Raw genomic sequence first — 18,832 nt, forward strand, 5'->3', positions numbered from 1 at the left:
CGTGGCGCGCCGCTGTCGTTATGGCGTTACTGCGGCTTGTAGATCGAGTCGAACACGCCGCCATCCGCGAAATGCGTCTTCTGCGCATTCGTCCAGCCGCCGAACGTGTCGTCGACCGTGTACAGCTTCAGCTTCGGGAACTGCTTCGTCAGTTCCGCCGGCACGTTCTTCGAACGCGGCCGGTAATAGTTGCGCGCCGCGATCTCCTGGCCCTGCGGGCTGTACAGGAAGTTCAGGTACGCGTCGGCCAGCTTGCGCGTGCCCTTCTTGTCGACCACCTTGTCGACCACCGCGACGGGCGGCTCGGCCAGGATGCTCACCGACGGCACGACGATCTCGAACTTGTCGGTACCGAATTCCTTGACCGACAGGAATGCCTCGTTTTCCCATGCGATCAGCACGTCGCCGATTCCGCGCTGCACGAAGCTCGTGGTCGCGCCGCGCGCGCCCGAATCGAGCACGCCCGCGTTCTTGTAGAGCTTCGTGACGAACTCCTTCGCCGTCTGCTCGTTGCCGCCCGGCTTGTGCACCGCATACGCCCACGCGGCCAGGTAGTTCCAGCGCGCGCCGCCCGACGTCTTCGGGTTCGGCGTGACGATCGAGATGCCCGGCTTGGTCAGGTCGTCCCAGTCCTTGATCCCCTTCGGATTGCCCTTGCGCACGAGGAACACGATCGTCGACGTGTACGGCGACGCGTTGTCGGGCAGGCGTTTCTGCCAGTCCTTGTTGACGAGCCCCTTGTTCGCGAGCGCGTCGATGTCGTACGCGAGCGCCAGCGTGACGACGTCGGCCTGCAGGCCGTCGAGCACCGAGCGCGCCTGCGCGCCCGAGCCGCCGTGCGACTGCTTGAAGTTGACCGTCTCGCCCGTCTTCGCCTTCCACTCCTTGCCGAACGCCTGGTTGAAGTCCTGATACAGCTCGCGCGTCGGGTCGTACGACACGTTCAGGAAGGTCGTATCGGCCTGGGCGTGCGTCGCGACGCCCAGCGCCGCCGCCGCGCCCAGCGCGAGTGTTGCGATCAGGCGGCCCGCTCCGCCCACCAGCCCCGTATTGCGCTTCGCCATCCTTGGTTCTCCAGTGTTGTCGGTATTGCGATGTCGGGCCAGTCTAGCGAACGGCTTACATGATTAAAAATAATCGTTCCTCATTTTTTAATACTCAAAAGTGCTAACGCATACGGGATGGACGGTTGCGGCAGATAAACCGGCGTCCGGACGTCGCGAAATCGCGCCGGAACCGGCGCGATCGCGTCGAACTTCAAGTAACGCTTGAAATTCGCGAAGTACTGTATAAAAATACAGCTCACTGTCTATCCATACAGTTGAGCCATGACCAAACTCACCGCCCGTCAGCAGCAAGTTTTCGACTTGATCCGTCGCGCGATCGAGCGCTCCGGATTCCCGCCCACCCGTGCCGAAATCGCGGCCGAACTGGGCTTCAGCTCGCCGAATGCGGCCGAGGAACACCTGCGCGCACTGGCGCGCAAGGGCGTGATCGAGCTGGCCGCCGGCGCATCGCGCGGCATCCGCCTGCTCGGCATCGACGACGCGCCGCACCAGTTCACGCTGCCGCACGCCGGCCTGATGCAACTGTCGCTGCCGCTCGTCGGCCGCGTCGCGGCCGGTAGCCCGATCCTCGCGCAGGAGCACATCTCGCAACATTACGCGTGCGATCCCGCACTGTTCTCCAGCAAGCCCGACTACCTGCTGAAGGTGCGCGGCCTGTCGATGCGCGACGCCGGCATTCTCGACGGCGACCTCCTCGCCGTTCAGAAGCGCACGGAAGCGAAGGACGGCCAGATCATCGTCGCGCGTCTCGGCGACGACGTCACGGTCAAGCGCCTGATGCGCCGGCCGGGCGGCCTCGAGCTGATCGCGGAGAACCCGGATTACGAAAACATCTTCGTCAAGGCCGGCAGCGCGGAATTCGCGCTGGAAGGCATCGCCGTCGGGTTGATCCGATCAGGCGAACTCTGACATTCCGTCTCGCTGAGGAGAACATCATGGAACGCCTTGCCCGTCTGCTGCCTTTCCGTCAATTCGGTCGCCTGCGTCATCTGCGCGGCCGCACGCCTTGCGCACCGCTGTCCGCGGCAGCGCCTGTGAAAGAAGAAGTCGCAGTCGAACGGCAGGCGTCCCTGCTGCCGTCGGCGCTCCCCGCTTTCGCGCGGGTATCGCTGAACGCCGGCCTGAATCATGCAGAGCCCGCGCGCCGCGCGCCGGTGCGCGTCTATCACGGCCGGTCGCGGCTGATCATGGTCGGTACGATCGATGCCGTGTGCCGGATGATCGATCGCTGCATCGCGGAGGAACGATCGGCCGCGCAAGGCGGTCTCTGATTGCGGAGCATTCCCGCACCGGAGGCAACGTGACTGGATCTTCGGGCCGCACATGGCGGCTCAAGCCCCTGCTGATCGTCGTGCTGGCCGTCGCCGTCATTGCGGCGATCGGTTATGCATACGCATCGCCATACGTCGCGCTCGGTCGCCTGAAATCGGCGATCGATTCGCGCGATGCGCAGGCCATCAGTGAATATGTCGATTTTCCGTCGCTGCGCATCAGCCTGAAGCAGCAGGTCACGGAAGAGTTGATGCGCCGGATCGACGCGGTGAAGAAGGAGAATCCGTTCGCGGTGATCGGTGCGCTGATCGGGTCCGCGCTGATCGGCCCGCTGGTCGATGCGTACGCGACCCCGGAAGGCGTGGCCGCGCTGATGAGCGGATTGCCGCCACGCGGCAATCCGGGCGAGCGTCCGCCCGAATGGTCGAATCTGCCGCAAGGCAATGCACCGGGCAGCGCACCGGCCGCACCGCCGGCCAATCCGGCTCCGGCGAGCGCAGCCGCTCCGGCCAGCAACGCAGCCGCGGCAGCATCATCGCCGGCACCAGCTGCTGCCGCACCGGCCAGCGCGAACGATGTAACACACACGCCGCATCAGCAGCAAACCAGCGCCGGCTACCGGAATGTCGATGAATTCGTCGTGACCTACCAGCGCAGCGCCGATGGCACGCGCTATGCGGCGGTATTCCACCGCTTCGGGCTGTTTTCGTGGAAGTTGTCCGCGATCGACCTGCATGCGTAACCGGTCGCGCGCGACGCCCGCGCCGCGGATGCGGTGCGGCGCCTGACCGGCGCGAATCGCCGATCAGGCCGTCATTGCGTCATTGGATCATTTGCCGCTCGCCGTGGCCGCTTCACGCTCGCGCGCGATTTCGGCCTTCTGCTCCTCCACCGACGAGCACGCAACCAGAATGCTGCAGTTCACGCGATCGAGCAGTTGCGTATTGCCCGACCCCATCCACCATCTCGATAGCCCGCTGCGGCACCGGTGGCCGACGACGACGAGGTCGACCTTCAGCTCCGACGCGAGATTCGCGATTTCGTCGATCGGATAGCCGAACGCGAAATGGCCTTCGGCCTGCACGCCGCGCTCGCGCAGCCAGTTCACGCCTTCCTGCAGGATTTCGCGCGCGGTTTCCTCGAAGCGGCCGCACGCGACGTCGGTCAGCAGACCCGCGCTTTGCGCAATGCTCGAACGCATGTCGACGACCGACAGCAAGTGCGTTTCGGCCTTCAGGTCCATTGCGAGATTGGCGCCGCAACGCAGTGCCTTGCGCCCTTCGAGCGAGCCGTCGTAACACAGCAAAATCTTGTTGTAGCTAGCCATGAAACCTCCCTATCGCGACAACGAGCCTACGCATTCATCATGGTGCGCCGCAATTCAGGACGCAAGGGATGGAAAACGCTGATTCGCCCCGCTCGGCGCGTGCGCGATGATGCAGTGCACGATCGGTGCGCACATGCATCGCGCCGTGCAGGCCTGCCCTGAAGAGACGCAGCCGATGCACTAGAATGGCTCGTTCGTATTCCAGCAGGCCATAACGTGCCGGCGTCGCGCGCTTCGGTCATGCCCCCTGTGACCCGCATTCGTCCGATCCGTTCGCCAACCGGCCACGCATCGGGCGGCGGAACGCACCCGCTTACAACGACAACATGCCCATGTCCGTCGCACCGATCGATCTCCGCAACGTCGAAAAGCGCTATGGCGACAAACTCGTCGTCAACGGCCTGTCCTTCAACGTACAGGCCGGCGAATGCTACGGCCTGCTCGGGCCGAACGGCGCCGGCAAGACCACCACGCTGAAGATGCTGCTCGGCCTCGCGTATCCCGATGCGGGCACCATTTCGCTGTGCGGCGAACCGGTTCCATCGCGAGCACGGCATGCGCGCCGGCGCGTCGGCGTCGTCCCGCAGTTCGACAATCTCGACCCCGACTTCACCGTGCGCGAGAACCTGCTCGTGTTCAGCCGCTATTTCGGGATGTCGGCTCACGCTGCGCGCGCGCTCGTGCAGCCGCTGCTCGAATTCGCGAAGCTCGAGAACAAGGCCGACGCGAAGGTCGGCGAGCTGTCGGGCGGCATGAAGCGCCGCCTCACGCTCGCCCGCGCGCTCGTCAACGATCCCGACGTGCTGGTGCTCGACGAGCCGACGACGGGCCTCGATCCGCAGGCGCGGCACCTGATGTGGGAGCGGCTGCGTTCGCTGCTCGCGCGCGGCAAGACGATTCTGATCACCACGCATTTCATGGAAGAAGCCGAACGTCTGTGCGACCGCCTGTGCGTGATCGAGGAAGGCCGGAAGATCGCCGAAGGCGCGCCGCACGCACTGATCGAATCGGAGATCGGCTGCGACGTGATCGAAATCTACGGGCCCGACCCGGCCGCGCTGCGCGACGAGTTGTCGGCGTTCGCGAAGCGTACCGAGATCAGCGGCGAAACGCTGTTCTGCTACGTGAGCGACCCGGAGCCGCTTCGTGCACGGATCAAGGGTCGTACGGGGTTGCGCTATCTGCATCGCCCGGCCAATCTGGAGGATGTGTTCCTGCGGCTCACGGGCCGCGAAATGCAGGACTGATCGACCATGGACGTCCGCAACTATTCCACCACCGCACCTTCGGCGCCGCCGCGCGAGTCACGCTTCGCGATCGCGATGCCGGCGAACGCAACCAACTGGGTCGCCGTATGGCGGCGCAACTATCTCGTCTGGCGCAAGCTCGCGCTCGCGTCGATGTTCGGCAATCTTGCCGATCCGATGATCTATCTGTTCGGGCTCGGTTTCGGGCTCGGCCTGATGCTCGGCCATGTCGACGGTGTGTCGTATATCGCGTTCCTCGCGGCCGGCACGGCCGGGTCGAGCGTGATGATGTCCGCGAGCTTCGAATCGATGTATTCGGGCTTCTCGCGAATGCACGTGCAGCGCACCTGGGAAGCGATCATGCATACGCCGCTCGCGCTCGGCGACATCGTGCTGGGCGAGATCGTCTGGGGAGCCAGCAAGGCCATGCTGTCGGGGGCCGCGATCATGCTCGTCGCGGGTGCGCTCGGCTATGCGCAGTTTCCGTCGATGCTCGCGGCGCTGCCCGTGATCGCGCTCGCGGGCCTCGCGTTTGCCAGCGTCGCGATGATCGTCACGGCGCTCGCGCCGTCCTACGATTTCTTCATGTTCTATCAGACGCTCGTGCTGACGCCGATGCTGCTGCTGTCGGGCGTGTTCTTCCCGATCACGCAGCTGCCGCCGGTCGCGCAGCACGCCGCGCATGCGCTGCCGCTCGCGAACGCGGTCGAGCTGATCCGGCCCGCGATGCTCGGCCGGCCCGCGACGGACGTCGCGTTGCACGTTGCGGTGCTCGCCGGCTATGCGGTCGGCGGATTCCTGCTGTCCGCGTGGCTGTTCCGGCGGCGGATGATGCGCTGACGGCCGGCGCGCGCGGCGCCGGCTTCATGCGACGACGTTACTCGTCGTCGTCACTCCACGGAATCTCGACGTCGGTCAGGAACGCGACGGTCGCGAGCGGGCCGCCTTCCTGGCGGCCGAGCTTGCCGTCCGCGCGATGCCATTCGACGCGGAACTGCGTGCCCGGATCGTCGGCGACCAGGTAGACCGAGCGCAGTTCTTCCTTGTCGGCTTCGTCCACCGGGCCGTCGAACGACACCAGCATCTTCTGCGGCCACAGGCCGTTGACGGGATCGTAAATGCGGTCGCCCTGCGGAATGTCGATACTGGCATCGACGCCGATCGTTGCTGAGGCCTCGATGATCATCGTGCCGAGTGCGTTCAGCACGGCAGTTGCCCGCGCGGAATTGGCCTGGCGGATCGCGAGATCGCCGCGCGTCAGCGCCTTTTCGAGTCGAGGATGAATCTTCGGTTGGGTCATGCGTTTTCCTGTTTGCTTCTTGTAAAGGGCGCCGCACGCGTGAAGCCGCGGCGCCGGATGAATACGACGATCGCGCCCGCCCGGCGCGCCGCTCTCGCGCGTCAGAACCCGAACGCGATCGCGAGCAAGCCGCTCACGATCCCGAACACGACGACGAGAGTCGCGACGATCGCCAGCATGTAGGGCTTGAACGAACGCGCGAGCATCGCGAGCGACGGCACGCTGATCGGCGGCAGCGTCATCAGCAGCGCGGCGGCCGGGCCGACGCCCATGCCGAGCGACAGCATCGCCTGGATGATCGGCACCTCGCCCGCCGTCGGGATCACGAACAGCATGCCCGCGACCGCGAACGCGACGATCCAGCCGAGATGATTGCCGATGTCCGGGCCGATATGCGGAAACAGCCATGCGCGCGCGGCGCCGAGCAGCAGCACGAGCACGATGTATTCGGGCACGAGTCGCACGGCCATGCGGGCAAGCAGCTTCATCCAGCGGACGAACGGATTGCCGGCCGCCGCCTGTTCGGCCGCCAGCGCGGCGAGCTGCGCATCGTCGATGCTGCGGTCTTCAGGGCGAGCAATGCGGTTCAGCAGATAGCCGATCCCGAACACCATTGCAATGCCGAGCACGAGGCGCAGCGCGCTCCAGTGCCAGCCGAGCACGAAGCCCATGAAGACCAGCGCCGCCGGGTTCAGCACCGTGTTGCCGAGCCAGAACGCGACCGCGCCGCCCGGCGACGCATGGCGCGCACGCAGCCCCGCGACAACCGGCGCCGCACAGCACGTGCACATCATCCCGGGCAGCGACAGCAGGCCGCCCGCGGCGACGCTGCCGAAGCCCGTGCGGCCGAGCACGCGCGCGACCCAGTGCGCGGGCAGCAGCGCCTGCACGGCCGAACCGAGCAGCAGGCCCAGTACCATCGCCTGCCAGATTGCCTTGCCGTACGCCCACGCGTAGTCGAGCGCGGCCTTCAGCGACGGCTCGGGTGCGGCCGCCGACGTGCCCATCAGGATCGACTGGCCGATCGAATGGTGCTCGGCGGCAACGAACGCCTTGTTGTAGTACGGGAACCATTTCACATAGAACAGTCCCGCGACCGCGATCAGCAGGAAGGTCATCCAGCCGAGGGCCGGATTGGGTTGGGTGCGTGTGGTCGTCATCGTGTAGTCGTCGATTGGTTTTTATCGGTTTCGGATTTCGCACCTGCCGCAAGCGCGGCCGACGCGGGCAGCCCGGCCTGCGCGAGTTGGGCCAGCAGCGCGCTTGCCTGATCGCGCGCGTCGGCCGCGTTGGGCCGGAAAGTGAAGGTCAGCGCCCGGTTCGGCTTGCCGTATGCCGTGCGGTAGGTGCGCGCATAAGCGGGATCGTAATGCTTGTCGATCAGCAAGGTGAACAGTTCGGCCCGCGCGTTCGCATCGATCAGCGCGTTCCAGTGCGCGACCTCTTCGCGGCTGTGCAGGCCGATCAGCCGATGGAGCTGCGCCTTGAACGCGGCCGGTTCGTCGAACAGGTGGCCGTAATCGTCGAGCAGGAACGCGATGCGCTCGTCGTGCGCCGCTTCGACCTGCACCCACGGCCCCGCGTGAAACGCGTCGATCAGCGCGATCGGCAACTGCACGAGCCCGATCTTGCGGCTTTCCGATTCGACGAACACCGGCCATTCGGGGTCGAAACGTCCGAGCGTTTCGACGAGCCCCGAATCGAACCCCTTCTGCGCCGGCTGAGGCGTGCCCGGCAGTGCACCGAGCAGCGAGCCGCGATGGCACGCGAGCGCCTCGAGATCGAGCGTCTGCGCCCCCGCGTCGCGCAGCGCGTTCAAAAGGCGCGTCTTGCCGCAGCCCGTGTGGCCGACGAGCGCGATATAGCGAAAGCGCGTCGGCAGCGTGTCGAGCGTCGCGCATACCGAGCGGCGATACGCCTTGTAGCCGCCGTCGAGCTGGCGCGCCTGCCAGCCGATCAGGTTGAACCAGGCCGTCATCGAGCCGGAGCGCTTGCCGCCGCGCCAGCAATAGATCAGTGGCCGCCAGTTGCGCGGACGGTCGGCGAACGTCGTGTCGAGATGGCGCGCAATGTTGCGCGCGACCATCGCCGCGCCGACGCGGGTCGCCTCGTACGGCGACACCTGACGGTACATCGTGCCGACGAGCACGCGCTCTTCGTTGCTGAGCACGGGCGCGTTCAGCGCGCCGGGAATATGGTCCTCGGCGAACTCGAGCGGTGTGCGCACGTCGATGATCTCGTCGAACTCGCCGGCGCGATCGAGGGTGACAATCAGGTTCTTCAATTTGGCGTCGAACAGGGGCGATGCGGCTCGGTGAGCCGCATGGGCGCGGAAGGCGGATTGACGATTATCTCACGGGCCGGCGTCTCGGGCCGCGCGCGGCGGCCGGCGGCGACGATGCGACCTGCATCGCGTCGATCAGATGGTCGCGGAACGCCCGGACCGACGCGGGCAGATCGCGCCCCGCCATCGTCTGCACCTGGATGCTGCGCTCGCGAAGCTGCGGGTTCGTCACGGGCACGACGACGAACCCGTCCGCATCGAAGCGGTCGCGCACCGACAGCAGCCCCGTGAACATCACCGCACCCGTGCGCCGCGCATAGCCGTACATCGCCGCGGTGTTGTTGCTCGTCAGTTCGGGCTCGAGCAGCAGCCCGTCGAGCGCACACGCGATGTCGATCAACTGGCGCACCGTCGTGCCGGCCTCGGGCAGCACGTGCGGATGCCGCGCAACATCGGCGAGCGACACCGCGGCGCGCGCCGCGAGCGGATGGTCATGCCGCACCAGCGCGAAGATCGGCGCGCGCTCGGTGTGCTCGACGCGCACGCCTTTCTCCGGCGCGAGGCTGAAGGTCAGCGCGACGTCCACGTCGCCGTCGCGCACACGCCGCGTCGCGTCCGCCGGCGACACGACCCACACGGAGAAATCGACGCCCGGGTGGCGCGCCTTGAAGCTCGCGAGCGCGCCGGGCAGAAAATCGATCGCGAACCCCTCCGAACACGCGATCTTCAGCAGGCTGCCGTGCAGCGCGTCGAGCCCGCCAATGTCCTTCATCACATGCTCGGCCTCCAGCAGGCTGCGCTGCGCGAAGGCCAGCAGCCGCTCGCCGGCCTCCGACAACGCCATCCCGCGCGGCCGGCGCTCGAACAGCGGCGCGCCGAGCTCGCTTTCGAGCTTCGCGATCTGGCGGCTGATCGCCGACACGGCCACGTGCAGCCGCGCGGATGCGTCGCTGATCGAGCCGGTGCGCGCCACCTCGACGAAATACCGCAGCGCCAGGCCATGCAGGAAAGCCGCCATCGTTCTGTCTCCGCGCCGTTCCCGGCCGCGCTGCTTTGCCTTTTCGGCAAATGAAGGTTCGAAATTCGATCATTGTGACAAAAAAAACGGCTTCCTAGAATCGATCGCACTTCACGCTGCACGCGCGATCCGCGCACGCCGCCAGCCCGACAGAGGAGCCCGACTTGAGCCGTACCGCCGCCATCCAGCACGCGCTGAACCAGTTCGAATCCGGTGCGTTCTTCACGACCCTGAGCCGCCGCGTCGGCCTGCGCACCGAAAGCCAGGAAAGCGGCACCGGTGCCGCGCTGCGCGCGTACCTGACCGACGAGATCGCGCCCGAGGCCGCCCGCCTCGGCTTCACGTCGCGGATCGTCGACAATCCCGTCGACGGCGGCGGCCCGTTCCTGCTCGCATCGCGCCACGAGGACGACGCGCTGCCGACCGTGCTGATCTACGGTCACGGCGACGTCGTGCGCGGCTATGACGCGCAGTGGCGCGCGCCGCTGTCGCCGTGGACGCTGACGGCCGACGGCGACCGCTGGTACGGCCGCGGCAGCGCCGACAACAAGGGCCAGCACACGATCAACCTGGCCGCGCTGGCGAGCGTGCTCGACGCGCGCGGCGGCCGGCTCGGCTTCAATGCGAAGCTGCTGATCGAGATGGGCGAGGAAACGGGGTCGCCGGGCCTCGACGCGCTGTGCCGCCAGGAGCGCGACGCGCTCGCGGCCGACGTGTTGATCGCGTCCGACGGCCCGCGTATCGCCGCCGCGCGCCCGACCGTGTTCCTCGGCTCGCGCGGCTCGGTCAACTTCAGGCTGAGCCTGCGCGCGCGCGACGGCGCGCACCACTCCGGCAACTGGGGCGGGCTGCTGCGCAATCCGGCGATCGTGCTCGCGCATGCGCTCGCGAGCCTCGTCGACGCGCGCGGCGCGATTCGCGTCGCGGGGCTGCGCCCGCCGCCGATCCCGGCCGCCGTGCGCGACGCGCTCGCCGACCTTTCCGTCGGCGGCGGCCCCGGCGATCCGGCGCTCGACGCCAACTGGGGCGAGCCCGGCCTGTCCGCGGCCGAGCGCGTGTTCGGCTGGAACACGTTCGAGATCCTCGCGTTCAAGGCCGGCAACCCGGAGCACCCCGTCAATGCGATCCCGCCCGCCGCGTATGCGCACTGCCAGCTGCGCTTCGTCGTCGGCACCGACTGGCAAGCGCTGCATGCGCACCTGCGCGCGCACCTCGATGCGCACGGTTTCGGCGACATCGAGATCGACATCGAGCGCGGCGCACCGGCGACGCGCGTGCCGCCGGACGATCCGTGGGTCCGCTGGGCCGTCGCGTCGCTGGCGCGGACCACCGGCAAGAAGCCCGCGATCCTGCCGAATCTCGGCGGCACGCTGCCGAACGAAGTGTTCGCCGACACGCTCGGGCTGCCGACGCTGTGGGTGCCGCACTCGTACCCGGCGTGCTCGCAGCATGCGCCCGACGAGCACCTGCTCGCGAGCGTCGTCAGCGAGGGGCTGCAGATGATGGCCGGCCTCTTCTGGGATCTCGGCGACGACGCGCCGCCCGTTCGCCGCGCGGCGCCCGCCGCGGCCGGCGCCACCCTGTAACGCGCTTCGCCCCTTTCTCGGGACCTGCACACACGATGAATACGACCACCCTGACCTCGCAGGAAGCCGCCCGCCCCAGCGCCGCGAAGATCCGGCGCATCATCTTCGCGGCGTCGATCGGCAACGCACTCGAATGGTTCGACCTGATCGTCTACGGCTTCTTCGCGGTGACGATCGCCAAGCTGTTCTTCCCCGCGACGAGCGAAGCGACCTCGCTGATGCTGACGCTCGGCACGTTCGGGCTGTCCTACCTGATCCGGCCGATCGGCGGCTTCGTGCTCGGCGCGTACGCGGACCGCGCGGGCCGCAAGGCGTCGCTGCTGCTGTCGATCGCGATGATGATGGCCGGTACGCTGCTGATCGCGCTGATGCCGACCTACGCATCGATCGGCATTCTCGCGCCGCTCGGGATCATGCTGTCGCGGCTGATGCAGGGCTTTTCCGCGGGCGGCGAATTCGCGAGTTCGACCGCGTTCCTCGTCGAGCACTCACCGCAGCGGCGCGGTTTCATGTCGAGCTGGCAGTTCGCGAGCCAGGGCCTCGCGACGCTGCTCGCATCGGGCTTCGGCGCACTGCTGACGTCCACGCTGACAACCGCGCAACTCGAAAGCTGGGGCTGGCGCGTGCCGTTCCTGTTCGGTCTCGCGATCGGCCCGGTCGGGCTGTACATCCGCCGCTACGTCGACGAAGGCGTCGAGTTCAAGACGCAGGCACGCTCCGAAGCGCCGGTGCGCGAACTGTTCGCGGACCAGAAGTTGCGGCTGCTGTTGTCGATCGGCGCGCTGGTGATCTCGACCGCGATCAACTACATGGTGCTGTACATGCCGACCTATGCGATCAAGCAGCTCGGGCTGCCCGCATCGACGGGCTTCGCGGCGACGCTCGCGACCGGCTTCGTGCTGACGCTCGTCACGCCGGTCGTCGGCCATCTGTCCGATCGCACCGGGCGGATCCGCATGATGGCGGTCGCGGCCGTCCTGATGCTGGTCACCGTGTGGCCGACGTTCGCATGGCTCACGCGCCACGCGTCGTTCGCGACGATGCTCGCCGCACTGGTCTGGATCGGTGCGATGAAAGCGATGTACTGCGGCGCGCTGCCGGCGCTGATGGCCGAGCTGTTTCCGTCGCAGACGCGCGCGACGGGCCTCGCGGTCAGCTACAACACGGGCGTCACGCTGTTCGGCGGCTTCGCGCCGTTCGTCATCACCTGGCTGATCAGCACGACCGGCAACCGGCTGTCGCCGGCGTTCTACCTGATGGGCTGCGCACTGCTGAGCCTTGCCGCGCTGTTCGTCGCGCGCACGCGGCTCAAGATGCGGTAACGCAACCGACGACGGCGCGCCGATGCGGCCCGTCGCGGCATCGCTGCCGCGCGGGCCGCACGCCGTTTACGGCGCCGGGTTCGGCTGCTGTTCGTGCAGCGCGTCGATCTCGGCGAGGATCTCGTCGGACAGCTTCACGTCGATACTGCCGATGTTCTCCTTCAACTGCTCGAGCGACGTCGCACCGACCAGGTTGCTGCGCACGAACGGCCGGCTGTTGACGAACGCGAGCGCGAGCTGCGCGGGCGACAGCCCGTGACGCTTCGCGAGCGCGACGTAGCGCGACGTCGCCTCGACGGCCTGCGGCTTGCTGTAGCGCTGGAAACGCTCGAACAGCGTGATGCGCGCACCGGCCGGGCGTGCACCGTTCTCGTACTTGCCGGACAGCCAGCCGAATGCGAGCGGCGAATACGCGAGCAGGCCGACGCCGTCGCGATGCGTGAATTCCGACAACCCGTTCTCGAACGTGCGGTTCAGCAGGCTGTACGGATTCTGGATGCTCGCGATGCGCGGCAGCCCGAGCTTCTCGGCCGCACGCAGGAACTGCGCGACACCCCACGGCGTTTCATTCGACACGCCGATGGCGCGCACCTTGCCGGCTTTCACGAATTCCGCGAGCACGCCGAGGGTTTCCTCGATCGGCACCGTGTACGCGTCGTCGACCCACGGATACGCGGGACGGCCGAACGTCGTCGTGCTGCGATCGGGCCAGTGCAGCTGGTAGAGATCGACGTAGTCGGTCTGCAGCCGCTTGAGGCTGCCGTCGAGCGCCTCGGTCAGGTTCTTGCGGTCGAACTGGTTGCCTTCGCCACGAATATGGCGCGGGTTGTGCGGCTGCCGTGCCGGACCCGCGATCTTCGTGGCAAGCACGATCCGGTCGCGCTGCGCGCGATGCTGCGCGAGCCAGGTGCCGATGTACTGCTCGGTGCGCCCTTGCGTGTCGGGCTTCGGCGGCACCGGATACATCTCCGCGGCATCGATCAGCGTCACGCCCTGCCCGATCGCGTAGTCGATCTGCTCGTGCGCGTCGCGTTCCGAATTCTGTTCGCCCCACGTCATCGTGCCGAGACCGACCAGGCTGACCTCGATGCCCGAATCGCCGAGTGTGCGGTATTCCATGCTGTTCCTGTCGCGTCGGTGGAAAGCAGGAACGCTATCACATTGAAGCGATCGCTTCAGACGTGCGCCGCGTGCGCTTACAGGCGGCCTTCGGCTCTGCCATGAATGAGCGGGCAACGGCCTTGCAACCTGCGTCGCACGTCCGTAGCACCCTCCCGCAGCCGGCCCCGCCTGCCGCCGTTCGTTACTGAGGCCGCTGAATGAAGCAGGTCGCCGACGCATGCGCGACGATCTTGTCGTCCGGCGTCTTCAGCGTGCCCTCCGCGACGCCCAGCGAACGCGACAGGTGAATCACGCGCCCTTCCGCGATCAGGTCGACGTCGCGCGGCACGGGCCGCAGCATCTTCACATGCAGATCGACCGTGCCGTAGCCGACACCCGCGTCGAGCATCGAATGCACCGCGCAACCCGTGACCGAATCGAGCACCGTCGCGGCGAACCCGCCGTGCACGCCGCCGAGCGGATTCAGGTGCCGACCATCCGCTCGCGCCGAAAATTTCACATAGCCGAGTTCGACGTCCAGCGGACGCATCGGGATCGTCTCGGAAATCGACGCAAGCGGCACATCGCCCACCACCGCGGCACGCAGCAGATCGAGACCAGACAGGGAAAGCGGATTCATCGGGTTGTCTCCGGGTTGAAAGCGCGTCGCCACGCGAGTAAGTTCTAAATTGGAACTCATTATCGACAACGATGCCGCCCGTTGTCAACGCAGCCGCGCCCGTTGCAACCGAAGGCGGGTTCTATAATCGAACCCGCTATTTCGCTGAACCGCCGCAAGACGCAAGAGACTCGACGATGAAATGGGATGACATCGGCACGCTGAACTGCTCGGTCGCGCGCACGCTCGCCGTACTCGGCGACCGCTGGACCATGCTGATCCTCCGCAACGCATTCCTCGGCTGCCGCCGCTTCGACGCATTCCAGGCACAGCTTGGCCTCACGCGCCATGTACTGGCCGAACGCCTCGCGCGGCTCGTCGACGAAGGCGTGCTGGTCAAGCGCGCATATCAGGAGCGCCCGCCGCGCTTCGAATACCGGCTGACGGAAAAAGGCCTCGACCTGTACCCGGCCCTGCTCGCGCTGATGGCGTGGGGTGACCGCTGGAAGGACGACGGCCAGGGGCCGCCGGTGCAATTGCGTCACCGTGCCTGCGGCCAGTTGATGCATGCGGTTACCGTGTGCTCGGCCTGCGGCGAACCGCTCGACGCACGCGACGTGCAGCCGGAGCCCGGGCCCGGATGGATCGCGCCCGACGAAACCGGGACGCCGGCGGTCGAGGATTGACGCGCGGCATGCGCACGACTGCCTGACGCGCACGAACCGCGCTTTGCATGCGAGCTTCCGTCACGGGCCGCACCGAGCCCGTTCACCTGCACGCGAGCCTTGCCTTCACGCCGATGTCCCGCAACGGCACGCGCAATCGCACGCCGTCGTCAGCGACATCCATCGATCGACCTGATCGCGCACGCAGATGCCACGCAACGCAACTTTGCGTCATCGCCTCCGCCGCCAGCGATCACCGCGCGGGCAATCCATTCGCATCCGCGCGTGACCGCGCCGCCGCGTCTGCGTTACACTCACGGCCCGCTGTCTCGAAATTGTTCGCTGTCCAAGATGTTGTCGCGCAATCGCCTCGCCGCTGCCTGCCTCGCCGCCTCCCTGCTCGCTACACCGTTCGCCGCCTTCGGCAAGACGCAAAGTGAATCGCTGCTTCAGCAGGCGATCGACCTTGTGTCGCGATGGCTGCCGGCACCTACCCACGAAGCACCCGCGACACAGGTTGTCGAATCGGCGTTCTCGCCCGACGGCGGCGCCGAGGCACTCGTGCTGAAAGCGATCGGCGCCGCGCGCAGCTCGATTCGCGTCGCTGCGTATTCGTTCACGTCGCCGCCCGTCACGCGCGCGCTGCTCGCTGCCAAGCGACGCGGCGTCAATGTCGCCGTGGTCGTCGACGACAAGGGCAATCGCGCGAAGAGCAGCAAGCAGGCACTGAACCTGCTCATCAACGCAGGCATCCCGACGCGCACGATCGACGCCTATGCAATCCATCACGACAAGTACCTCGTGATCGACGCCGAGCACGTCGAGACCGGTTCGTTCAACTACTCTGCGTCGGCGGCCAGCCGCAATTCCGAGAACGTCGTCGTGGTGTGGAACAATCCACAACTCGCGTCACGCTACCTCACGCACTGGCAAAGCCGCTTCGACCAGGGCACGCCGTACCGCTCCAGCTACTGACCACGCCGCGCTTTCGCACGGCCCTCGACACGTCGCATTCGATCCGCCGTGTTACCGATGATCGTCGAGCGTGGCGCGGGTATCAATTCGGCCAAATGGCCAGCACGCCGCGTCGCGCATCGAACGATACGCGCGACGGTCCGCCCCGCTCAATGGATTTCAGGCAAGCGCGCGGTCGCGGCACCAACCTGCGTGGTCGGCACACAGCGGTTCGCGTGCCCGTCCACGCCGCTTGCCGCCGACGTCGACAAACCGTGGGCGCCGCCGGGCAGCGCGTTGCGCACGCAATCCGTGCTGAATGTCAGCGTGTTCTGAACCATCGGGTAAAGGAGATACAGCGCAAACGCGAGATACCCCGCGTACAGGATTCGAACCATGGTGCGATGGGATGCGATGAACGATTGGACTCGTCCTGTTTACGGCACCGCGGCGAGCACCTTGAGGCATCGCGCAAACGATTCCGCATCGGGACACGACGCTGGCCCATGGCGCTCGCTTCTCGCCGTATCTTCATCGATCCGTGCGGAGCCGAAAACGCCCGTCGCGGGACTTGCGGCTTGGCGACGCGCCGAATCATGCGCATACGATCCGATGACCGGCCTTGCTGCCGGGACAAGAGACAACCCATGCAACCGGCCGACGTCGCCGAGCCGGTCGAACGCGTGGCGGAAGCGCTTGCGTTGCGCAACATGGCCGACGCGCGCGGCTACGCGATCCGGTTCAGCGTCGGGAACGTCGCCTGCGATCCCGCGCACCATCGCACGGTGGCCGACCTGCACGCACCGGCCGACCACCGGATGTACGAGCACAAGCAGCGCGGCACGACGGCCGGCGCCTGACCGCGCGCGAACCGGGGCGGCGCCTGCCGCCGCCCCGTCGTTCAACCGCGGTTGCCTGGCCGCGTCAGCTTCCGCACGGCGGTGCGCTGGCCATCGCCTCCGCGATCTGCTCGGGCGTCAGGTCGCGCTGATGCGTCGCGAGCGACCAGCGATGCCCGAACGGATCCTCGACCTGTCCATAGCGATCGCCCCAGAACATGTCGGCGGCCGGAATCGTCACCGTCGCGCCGGCCGCGACAGCCTTCGCGATCGCCGCATCGGTATCCGGCACGTACAGGTGCAGGCAGACGGCAGTGCCTTTCAGCGCCTTCGGCCCGAGCGCGCCGTGCTCGGGCATTTCATCCACCAGCATCAGTGTCGAATCGCCAATCGCGAGGCACGCGTGCGCGAGCCTGCCGTCAGGCATCGGCAGGCGAAACTGCTCGCTCGCATCGAATGCGCGCTTGTAGAAGTCGATGGCTGCTACCGCGCCGGCGCAGATCAGGTGCGGCGTCAGCGTGCGCATCCCTTCCGGGATCGGTTTGACGGACGTGGCCATAGGTGTCGCTCCTTCAGTCGGTTGTCGTATCGGGAAACGGGACGGACGCGCGATGCGCACGCCTCCGATACCACGACGGACGAACCCGGCGGAAATCGACACGGCGCCCGACATTTTTTTGTTTTCTTGAGTGCCGGGTCGCTCAGGTCACGCTCATCGGGCGCAATCAGCCCGTTCGGTCGGCCCGGTCGTCCTGCCTGCCGAACTGCCGGCGGCATGCTTCCAGCAACCCGGCCACCGCGTCGAGCGGAAGATCGGCAAACCGGGCGATCGGCAGCATCACGCCGCCCGGCATCTTGGTGCGCGACGAATGCGCCGAGAACTGGTAGCCGATATAACGATTTCCGGCGACGCGGATGATCCGGAACTCGGTGACGTCGCGCCATTGCGTGACGGGTTTTTCGCGTGCGGAGCCGATCAGCCTGAAACCCGTTTCGTCGACATGCAGCGCCATCTTGCGTCGCGACGAGACGAAGAAGGCGACACCCGCCAGCGCCAGCAGCACGGCCAGCGCCGCGACCGGCCAGAGCGTCGGGGCGGCCGCATAACCGCACAGGCTCGCCGCGGCCAGCACCGCGCACGCGATTGCCCTTCTTTTCAGGCTCCGGCTGTCGACCGCCAGCGTTACCGGCAATGGGCCGATGACCGTTCCCGCGACGGGATCGACGTGCAGGTCGGAATCGTTCGTTTCGCGTTCGTCGTTCATCGTTCGCTTACTCGCTTCGACGGCAATTGGCCCATCGAGATCGGGCGCCATATCAAGGCTCTGCGAACGAGCCGGAAAACAGGGATTGGCGACGGGAAATCGTTGCGGTCGAGAACGTCGTGCGTTTCCGCGCACCAACAATCTTTCGATCGCAGGGAACGGGCACCGTTCAGTCGGCACCGGTCAATTGCACACCTTGACGGTGCCGTTGGTCGTGCATTGACCGACGGCCCAGTGACTTTGCCCTGCCAGCTGAGGCGCCTGGCCGATGCCGCGGATCGGCACTGCCGGCGACGACGCCGGAACGGCTGCCGACGCGGTCTCGGGCGACGGCTGCACAGGCGTCGGCCTGGACGCGGTCTGGCAGGCAGCGAGCGCCAGACAAAGCGCGGATGCCAACGGGGCGATGACAGGTCTGGACATGGTCTCGTGCGCGTTTGCGCCATTCGCTTTTGGTACCGGCCCGCCGCACATCGCACGGCCAGTCAAACCGTTCGGCGCGATCGGCAATGCAGTACGACGGTTATTCGATACTACTCCTCGCGTTCGACGTTGTGTGGGCGGCCTTTCGGCCGGGTGCCGCAATCAATGCGACGGCGCCCGCTACCGCCGGCACGCGTCGTTCCGGTCAGATCTGCGGAAGATCCCGCAACGTGCGCGACTCGCTCGTCGCATCGATGTCGAGTTCGATGCCTTCAGACGCATCGCGATACAGCACGCGTTTCAGCCTGGGCCCGATCGCGGTGGCATCCGATGCCGAGAAGATCGCGCGGACATCGTTGCCGGACGCGAGTGCGCGCGCCACTTCCGCCACCGGCGCCTCGCTCGGTGCCGCCGCCCACGACCGGTCGGCCGGATTCACGGCTGCCCAGCGCACGTGCGTCACGCGCGCGCTGAGCGGATCGATTCGAACACCATTCACCGCAAACATCGACATCGGAATCTCCTTCGAATTTTTTGCGGTCC

22 protein-coding genes and 1 pseudogene are annotated in these 18,832 nt (G+C 66.9%); 10 read left to right on the plus strand and 13 right to left on the minus strand.

Going from position 1 to position 18,832, the window contains the following annotated elements:
* Positions 1-26: 26 nt before the first annotated feature.
* Entirely contained in the window at positions 27-1,064 is a 1,038-nt protein-coding gene (locus tag KVT39_RS16970; RefSeq protein WP_105393108.1) for a sulfate ABC transporter substrate-binding protein, read from the minus strand.
* Positions 1,065-1,328: 264 nt separating this feature from the next.
* Here KVT39_RS16970 and lexA point away from each other — a divergent pair, with 264 nt between their 5' ends.
* Genes lexA through KVT39_RS16985 form a run of 3 tightly spaced genes read left to right on the plus strand, consistent with a single transcriptional unit; the run spans position 1,329 to position 3,081 of the window.
* Positions 1,329-1,976, plus strand: a complete 648-nt coding sequence (lexA, locus tag KVT39_RS16975; RefSeq protein ID WP_009689103.1) for a transcriptional repressor LexA — start codon at positions 1,329-1,331, stop codon at positions 1,974-1,976.
* A 26-nt stretch (positions 1,977-2,002) separates the two neighbouring features.
* Positions 2,003-2,338: a hypothetical protein gene (locus KVT39_RS16980; protein WP_034184111.1), complete on the plus strand. Its 336-nt coding sequence runs from the start codon at positions 2,003-2,005 to the stop codon at positions 2,336-2,338.
* Between the two features lie 29 nt (positions 2,339-2,367).
* Positions 2,368-3,081 (plus strand): DUF2939 domain-containing protein, encoded by a 714-nt coding sequence (locus tag KVT39_RS16985; RefSeq protein ID WP_175749363.1) that lies wholly within the window; start codon positions 2,368-2,370, stop codon positions 3,079-3,081.
* An 87-nt stretch (positions 3,082-3,168) separates the two neighbouring features.
* Here KVT39_RS16985 and KVT39_RS16990 read toward each other — a convergent pair whose 3' ends face one another.
* Positions 3,169-3,666 carry a universal stress protein gene (locus tag KVT39_RS16990; protein WP_217589706.1) on the minus strand — a complete coding sequence of 166 codons (498 nt, stop codon included), beginning with the start codon at positions 3,664-3,666 and terminating at the stop codon, positions 3,169-3,171.
* 332 nt (positions 3,667-3,998) lie between these two features.
* On the opposite strand from KVT39_RS16990, the gene nodI reads away from it, so the two are divergent.
* Positions 3,999-4,913, plus strand: a complete 915-nt coding sequence (gene nodI, locus KVT39_RS16995; protein ID WP_034184273.1) for a nodulation factor ABC transporter ATP-binding protein NodI — start codon at positions 3,999-4,001, stop codon at positions 4,911-4,913.
* A 6-nt stretch (positions 4,914-4,919) separates the two neighbouring features.
* Positions 4,920-5,753 (plus strand): ABC transporter permease, encoded by an 834-nt coding sequence (locus KVT39_RS17000; RefSeq protein WP_105393106.1) that lies wholly within the window; start codon positions 4,920-4,922, stop codon positions 5,751-5,753.
* Positions 5,754-5,790: 37 nt separating this feature from the next.
* Here KVT39_RS17000 and KVT39_RS17005 read toward each other — a convergent pair whose 3' ends face one another.
* The 4 genes from KVT39_RS17005 to KVT39_RS17020 all read right to left on the minus strand — a co-directional run bounded on the left by KVT39_RS17005 (position 5,791) and on the right by KVT39_RS17020 (position 9,515).
* Positions 5,791-6,213 carry a hypothetical protein gene (locus tag KVT39_RS17005; protein WP_011351887.1) on the minus strand — a complete coding sequence of 141 codons (423 nt, stop codon included), beginning with the start codon at positions 6,211-6,213 and terminating at the stop codon, positions 5,791-5,793.
* 101 nt (positions 6,214-6,314) lie between these two features.
* On the minus strand, positions 6,315-7,373 hold the full coding sequence (locus KVT39_RS17010; RefSeq protein ID WP_027809855.1) for a permease: 1,059 nt from the start codon (positions 7,371-7,373) through the stop codon (positions 6,315-6,317).
* Positions 7,370-8,497 (minus strand): tRNA 2-selenouridine(34) synthase MnmH, encoded by a 1,128-nt coding sequence (gene mnmH / locus KVT39_RS17015; RefSeq protein WP_034184106.1) that lies wholly within the window; start codon positions 8,495-8,497, stop codon positions 7,370-7,372. The genes KVT39_RS17010 and mnmH overlap by 4 nt, the downstream gene beginning before the upstream one ends.
* Positions 8,498-8,561: 64 nt before the next feature.
* A complete protein-coding gene (locus KVT39_RS17020) occupies positions 8,562-9,515 on the minus strand; it encodes a LysR family transcriptional regulator (RefSeq protein WP_105393104.1) in 954 nt (317 codons plus the stop codon).
* Positions 9,516-9,679: 164 nt separating this feature from the next.
* On the opposite strand from KVT39_RS17020, the gene KVT39_RS17025 reads away from it, so the two are divergent.
* Both KVT39_RS17025 and KVT39_RS17030 read left to right on the plus strand, forming a co-directional pair.
* The gene (locus KVT39_RS17025; RefSeq protein ID WP_034184104.1) at positions 9,680-11,101 is read left to right on the plus strand and encodes a M20 family metallopeptidase; all 1,422 of its coding nucleotides are present in this window, start codon (positions 9,680-9,682) and stop codon (positions 11,099-11,101) included.
* 35 nt (positions 11,102-11,136) lie between these two features.
* Positions 11,137-12,423, plus strand: a complete 1,287-nt coding sequence (locus KVT39_RS17030; protein WP_034184103.1) for an MFS transporter — start codon at positions 11,137-11,139, stop codon at positions 12,421-12,423.
* A 66-nt stretch (positions 12,424-12,489) separates the two neighbouring features.
* On the opposite strand, the gene KVT39_RS17035 is transcribed toward KVT39_RS17030, so the two are convergent.
* Together KVT39_RS17035 and KVT39_RS17040 are read right to left on the minus strand one after the other, a co-directional pair.
* The gene (locus tag KVT39_RS17035) at positions 12,490-13,542 is read right to left on the minus strand and encodes an NADP(H)-dependent aldo-keto reductase (protein WP_034184102.1); all 1,053 of its coding nucleotides are present in this window, start codon (positions 13,540-13,542) and stop codon (positions 12,490-12,492) included.
* A gap of 184 nt (positions 13,543-13,726) precedes the next feature.
* Entirely contained in the window at positions 13,727-14,164 is a 438-nt protein-coding gene (locus KVT39_RS17040) for a PaaI family thioesterase (protein ID WP_034184101.1), read from the minus strand.
* A gap of 176 nt (positions 14,165-14,340) precedes the next feature.
* Between KVT39_RS17040 and KVT39_RS17045 the strand changes: the two genes are divergently transcribed.
* Positions 14,341-14,829, plus strand: a complete 489-nt coding sequence (locus tag KVT39_RS17045; protein ID WP_217589708.1) for a helix-turn-helix domain-containing protein — start codon at positions 14,341-14,343, stop codon at positions 14,827-14,829.
* Positions 14,830-15,159: 330 nt separating this feature from the next.
* On the plus strand, positions 15,160-15,783 hold the full coding sequence (locus KVT39_RS17050) for a phospholipase D family protein (RefSeq protein WP_105393102.1): 624 nt from the start codon (positions 15,160-15,162) through the stop codon (positions 15,781-15,783).
* A gap of 149 nt (positions 15,784-15,932) precedes the next feature.
* Here the strand turns inward: KVT39_RS17050 and KVT39_RS17055 are convergent, their stop codons facing one another.
* Positions 15,933-16,160: a hypothetical protein gene (locus KVT39_RS17055; protein ID WP_034184098.1), complete on the minus strand. Its 228-nt coding sequence runs from the start codon at positions 16,158-16,160 to the stop codon at positions 15,933-15,935.
* 255 nt (positions 16,161-16,415) lie between these two features.
* On the opposite strand from KVT39_RS17055, the pseudogene KVT39_RS17060 reads away from it, so the two are divergent.
* Positions 16,416-16,622: pseudogene (locus KVT39_RS17060) on the plus strand (GGDEF domain-containing protein); the annotation flags it as partial.
* Positions 16,623-16,686: 64 nt separating this feature from the next.
* Here KVT39_RS17060 and KVT39_RS17065 read toward each other — a convergent pair.
* From KVT39_RS17065 to KVT39_RS17075, 4 genes are all read right to left on the minus strand, one after another.
* Entirely contained in the window at positions 16,687-17,160 is a 474-nt protein-coding gene (locus KVT39_RS17065) for a VOC family protein (protein ID WP_034184096.1), read from the minus strand.
* A gap of 166 nt (positions 17,161-17,326) precedes the next feature.
* A complete protein-coding gene (locus KVT39_RS17070; RefSeq protein WP_034184272.1) occupies positions 17,327-17,866 on the minus strand; it encodes a hypothetical protein in 540 nt (179 codons plus the stop codon).
* A 183-nt stretch (positions 17,867-18,049) separates the two neighbouring features.
* The gene (locus KVT39_RS38505; protein ID WP_131946880.1) at positions 18,050-18,289 is read right to left on the minus strand and encodes a hypothetical protein; all 240 of its coding nucleotides are present in this window, start codon (positions 18,287-18,289) and stop codon (positions 18,050-18,052) included.
* A gap of 205 nt (positions 18,290-18,494) precedes the next feature.
* Entirely contained in the window at positions 18,495-18,803 is a 309-nt protein-coding gene (locus tag KVT39_RS17075; RefSeq protein WP_034184095.1) for a phosphatidylserine/phosphatidylglycerophosphate/cardiolipin synthase, read from the minus strand.
* Positions 18,804-18,832: the final 29 nt, after the last annotated feature.

The sequence above is a fragment of the Burkholderia sp. GbtcB21 genome, assembly GCF_019091065.1.
Taxonomy (GTDB): domain Bacteria; phylum Pseudomonadota; class Gammaproteobacteria; order Burkholderiales; family Burkholderiaceae; genus Burkholderia; species Burkholderia pyrrocinia_C.